The organism is Providencia sp. Me31A, assembly GCF_050487165.1.
Lineage (GTDB): Bacteria > Pseudomonadota > Gammaproteobacteria > Enterobacterales > Enterobacteriaceae > Providencia.
The window spans coordinates 1-4,543 of sequence record NZ_JBKQGZ010000055.1; the positions used below are offsets into that span (position 1 = coordinate 1).

General features: G+C 38.3%; 7 protein-coding genes. 4 read left to right on the top strand and 3 right to left on the bottom strand.

Going from position 1 to position 4,543, the window contains the following annotated elements; all coding sequences use genetic code 11:
- Window positions 1-293 (bottom strand): MobA/MobL family protein (locus ACLPIE_RS22295; RefSeq protein WP_430263820.1); only part of this gene is annotated, 293 nt, incomplete at its 3' end.
- Between the two features lie 144 nt (window positions 294-437).
- Here ACLPIE_RS22295 and ACLPIE_RS22300 point away from each other — a divergent pair.
- From ACLPIE_RS22300 to ACLPIE_RS22315, 4 genes are all read left to right on the top strand, one after another.
- On the top strand, window positions 438-824 hold the full coding sequence (locus ACLPIE_RS22300; RefSeq protein WP_430263821.1) for a hypothetical protein: 387 nt from the start codon (window positions 438-440) through the stop codon (window positions 822-824).
- Between the two features lie 554 nt (window positions 825-1,378).
- Complete coding sequence (locus ACLPIE_RS22305; RefSeq protein WP_430263822.1) at window positions 1,379-1,849, top strand: hypothetical protein; 471 nt, start codon at window positions 1,379-1,381, stop codon at window positions 1,847-1,849.
- Between the two features lie 69 nt (window positions 1,850-1,918).
- Window positions 1,919-2,473 carry a hypothetical protein gene (locus tag ACLPIE_RS22310; RefSeq protein ID WP_430263823.1) on the top strand — a complete coding sequence of 185 codons (555 nt, stop codon included), beginning with the start codon at window positions 1,919-1,921 and terminating at the stop codon, window positions 2,471-2,473.
- A gap of 71 nt (window positions 2,474-2,544) precedes the next feature.
- Window positions 2,545-2,979: a VapD gene (locus ACLPIE_RS22315; RefSeq protein ID WP_430263824.1), complete on the top strand. Its 435-nt coding sequence runs from the start codon at window positions 2,545-2,547 to the stop codon at window positions 2,977-2,979.
- Between the two features lie 292 nt (window positions 2,980-3,271).
- Here the strand turns inward: ACLPIE_RS22315 and ACLPIE_RS22320 are convergent, their stop codons facing one another.
- Window positions 3,272-3,781 carry a hypothetical protein gene (locus tag ACLPIE_RS22320; protein ID WP_430263825.1) on the bottom strand — a complete coding sequence of 170 codons (510 nt, stop codon included), beginning with the start codon at window positions 3,779-3,781 and terminating at the stop codon, window positions 3,272-3,274.
- The coding region (locus ACLPIE_RS22325) for a MobA/MobL family protein (RefSeq protein WP_430263826.1) at window positions 3,768-4,543 on the bottom strand (776 nt) is incomplete at its 5' end. The genes ACLPIE_RS22320 and ACLPIE_RS22325, both read right to left, overlap by 14 nt.

Below are 4,543 nucleotides of genomic sequence, written 5' to 3' on the forward strand. Positions count from 1 at the left end.
CCCAATTCACGGCTCACAAACTCACGAACCAGCCCAATTTGCTGCTCGCTGTTCAGTTCTCGAGGGAGCGCGATTTCAAATTCACGGTACGCAGAGCCATTTTTTCGCTCAAACTGATCTGCCGCTTGCCAGAAATGCTGAGGCTCGGCTTTTGCCCATGCAGGCATATTCCCATGCTCAACATGCACAAGATCGCCTCGATGCTGATATTTTCCCTCTCGAGTAATGTAATCCGCATGCGCTGCACCGCGTCCTTTTGCACCAAACTTTACACTAAAATGGTAGGTCGCCATCTTGGGTTTTAGCCCCCTGCAAGGGCGCACGTTTCTCGCCGTAGGCAGAAACATATAAGTGCGCTATATACTATAATGTCCATTGGCAGTATAGGCAGAATTCTGATTTAATCGAAAGGATAAAATTAAAAGGTCGAGGTAAAAATGCGCACAACGAATATTGAGTGGGTCGCCAAACGCATAGAATTGATTCGCAAGTTCAACGAAAAAACGGAGCGACAACAGGAAATTATCCGACTACTGGATATCGAAAACCGGACATCATTAGAGCAAAAGCAACTCCATGTACTCGCAACAGCCGAAAAAAATGAATTACAGCGACAAGAAACAGCGCAACGACTAGCAATACAAGAACGCATTGCCAACAAGAAAAAACGACGCGAGCGCAACCATCAAATGTTTTTATCGGCTGGAATGCTCACCCTATCAGGATTAGTCGATAAGGTAACGGGAAAACCCAACTATGACCCAGAAAGACTCATTCAATCATTCACTCGATTTAACGAAAAATTGAAAAAAAGTAATCAATAAATTGGTTAGTAAACGAACATTTGAATATTTTAGACGCAAAAAAGCCGAAATGACTTGCATCATTTCGGCTTAATCGCTCTAATTCGTTAGCACGCTAGTTGCTTAGATTAGACCTCAGCAATCCAATCTTAGCAACTGGAAGCTAGCTTGTCACTACTTCCTTAAAACCATTCAACGACATTAACCCAAGCGTGCCACTTGATTGACTCGGACTTAGCCCGGTCTCCGAAAGGATAAACAGGCAAATTGTGGTAGTAAAACGTACCGGAAAACGAAATTCCGGCTCTGCCTCCGAATCACGCTGCGGTTTCTAACGAATACAGTGCGTACCTGATAAGAGCACCAATCAACGGACCAGGGTTTCTAGGATTGCACCGTCGAGAGAAGCCCAACCTAAAAAGACTTAGCAAAATTAACGAGCTAAGAAGCCATGACCCAATCAACAATCATGGAGAAAAGCAAAGACAAGAAGATGTTGTCGCTTCGCTCCGTTTTGATTAGTACCACATTGGGGCATTAGGGTTTATTACATTAAAATTAGATGGGTCATGTAAATGTATGATAATAAAGATAAACTAAATTTAGAATTAAACAAAATGATTACTTACAGAGAAAAAGCTTACCGCCGTTATGAATTAGCTATGGAAGCAAAAAAGGTAGGTAACACAAACCTTGTTATTGAAATGTTGATTCCTTCCGTTGTCCCACCTTCTATATACAAAGGTCATTACAAAGAGCTATTTGTTGCTTATAGAAAAAAAAATAAAAATTCAATTAAAGAAGGTAAGGTAATGGAAGTAATTGATAAACTAAAGGAAATGATTAAGCTTGATAGTGAGATGATAGATTTGATGTATAATAATTGGTCAAAATCATTCCTCCTCCCTAAAAGAAGAGAATATTTTTTAGCTCAAAGCAATATAAAAATAACAGACATTAAATTATTACTTCAATTATCAATACAAGAAAATGACAACGAGGGAATTTCATTGGCTGAAGATCAAATAAAAAAATATCAAAAGTAATAAAAGTAAAATTAGAAGGTAGACTAAAGAAGTCTAAACTCAAACCCAAAAAACGATAACGTATTGAAAATGAAAAAACTTATAACACTAGTACTTGCGATCACACTATCTTCCTTTTCTATAGCTGAAACATTTGAAATAAAGAATTATGGAAATCATGAAGTTACCATTGGTAAAGATGATTTTGATGGAACAATGGTTAGAACAATATTGAAATTACGAAGTGAAAAGTTAAAAGGTTCAATTTCAGACCAATATATTCATGAAATAGGCTATGTATGCGCCCATTCAACCTCTGATAAAAAAAAGATGAATATTAGATCTTATTACACCACATCTCATTATGTGTATGGTAGAAACATTGGTGGAACTTTAGGTAGCACACGTAGTTACGCACCTATAAAAATAAAATTTGATGATAACGATCATATAATAACAGTGCCTCTAATAAACAAAAAAGATGGGCTAGGATGGCCAGAACTAGACTTATCAGCCCCGAATCTTATAGAAAAAATGAAATCAAGCACAATAATGAGAATAAAAGCACAACATGGAAATAGTTCCAAATTCGATATGAAAGGAGCCGCCGCAGCATTCAATGCTTTTTACAATAGTTGTAATTAATAAAGCGAATTTCATTTAGAAACTAAATGAATTACAAACCTCTATTAACATAAACAACATTGAGGGGAAAAATGTCAAAATATCTAATAACATTTGATTTAGATACAAATTGTCTAAAAAACCAATATCATGGTAACTCATATAACAATGCCTACTACGATATAAAAATCACATTAGGTAAGCATGGTTTTGATAACATTCAAGGTAGTGTTTACTTGGGAAAGGATGGTATTAGTGAAGCCCATGGCACAATAGCAATCCAAGAACTAACAGCCAAGTATGATTGGTTTTATTCATGTGTGTCAAATATACGCTTTTATAGAATAGAATCAGACCTAAATGCACAATTTATTGCAGACGGTGTATATAGAGCAAAACAAAGATTTTATGCTCAATTAGAGTCAATGAGAGAAGCTTTATCTATCGCTGGCTTACCTGAGGAAAAAATAAATGAAGTTATCGGTGAGCAGATATTTAAATTAGACAATTTAAATATTGAAAATTGATACGTCTAAGACCCATTATGTTAAACACGCGAGTTTAGAGGCGAAAATAGCCCGCTTATCACCATAAAAACACCTCAGAGCGATTTTGAGACGTTTTCACCCCATAAACAGAGCAAAACCACTCTGAAAGTTTAGAACGGTTCTGAACGAATTTTAGCGCGTTTTTAACATCATTTTATTTCAGAGCAAAAAGGCTCTGAAACACTTAAAAACCAAAGATTAGAATCCTAAAATGGACTCAAAATTTTTTGAGTCCATTTTAGGATTGAACAAAGGGCTTGCCCTGCGTTAGTTATTTACCTTTTTTTGTCACATTAAGAGATTCAACTTTCCCTGATAACTCATTGATAGATTCGTAAAGAATATTTTGCCCTGCACTTAATCGACTCAACTCATAATTGAAATACCACGAATTAAACGCCATCAAACCGGCGGCAAAAATGACGCCTGCCCCCATAAACCACCAAAACCGATTTTTTAACTTATCATATTCATATAACAGGGTTTTACGGGCTGATAGTGTTTCCTGATTAATCATTTCCGCTTGTTGTTTAATGGAAAATGCTGCTCTTTCAATCGATTTGAACGAACTTGCTGTTTGTTCACCCAATAATTGCCCCACGTTCATATTTTTAATTTCATGGGTGACATTCTGTCTAACTTGTTGCGACACATTTTCAGACACGGATTTAAATTCCGCGACCGATTCAATCATGGTCTCTATCGCCTGAGATAGTTCTTTTTGCTGACGCTCCGCCAACAGGGCTATCCCTAAAATTTTCTCACTCTCAATAATCGCCATAGCCAAACCCTCGTTCCCGTTCAATGGTTTTTTCTTTGATAACGCTGCGCTCTATCACCTGTTTTTGTTCAGTAATATCCTGTTTTAAATCTGCAATAAAACTCTGTTCAAACCGCGCTCGGTAATGCTCCATCACTTGTTTATATTCCGAGAGCCATTTTTCATCATGAAAATCGATATACTGCATTTGCTCTTGCCCATATCGCTCAATATCTGGCTGCTCTCGAAGCTGTTTTAGACTGAGTTTATCCTCATCAGTCAGTCGTCCTGACGCTTCAAATCCCAAATGATATTCAGGTAATCGCTCTATCCCTTGATCAGCCAGCGAACGGTGATCTATTCGTGCCTGTTCAATCCCTAAATTTTCAACATAACGATTATGGATATCCGCCCAACGCTCACGCAAATCAACCAGAGCCTCGCGCTGTTCAGTCAACATTAAGCTATGCCCTGAATCCTTTTGCGCGCCACCACGCTCAGGATATTTCGCATTAAACCGTTTAAAATACTGGTCAGGCGCACGATCTATACCGTCATTCACGCGTAAACTCATCATCACATGTGCGTGAGGCTGTTCTCCACCGTCAATACTGGCGGTGGGATTGTGGATCGCTAACGTGTAAGCATGACGCTCCCCCAATTCACGGCTCACAAACTCACGAACCAGCCCAATTTGCTGCTCGCTGTTCAGTTCTCGAGGGAGCGCGATTTCAAATTCACGGTACGCAGAGCCATTTTTTCGCTCAAACTGATCTGCCGCTT

Coding starts and splice junctions, on each gene's coding strand:
- ACLPIE_RS22300 (WP_430263821.1), top strand. CDS start 438: ATGCGCACAACGAATATTGAGTGGGTCGCCAAACGCATAGAATTGATT.
- ACLPIE_RS22305 (WP_430263822.1), top strand. CDS start 1,379: ATGTATGATAATAAAGATAAACTAAATTTAGAATTAAACAAAATGATT.
- ACLPIE_RS22310 (WP_430263823.1), top strand. CDS start 1,919: ATGAAAAAACTTATAACACTAGTACTTGCGATCACACTATCTTCCTTT.
- ACLPIE_RS22315 (WP_430263824.1), top strand. CDS start 2,545: ATGTCAAAATATCTAATAACATTTGATTTAGATACAAATTGTCTAAAA.
- ACLPIE_RS22320 (WP_430263825.1), bottom strand. CDS start 3,781: ATGGCGATTATTGAGAGTGAGAAAATTTTAGGGATAGCCCTGTTGGCG.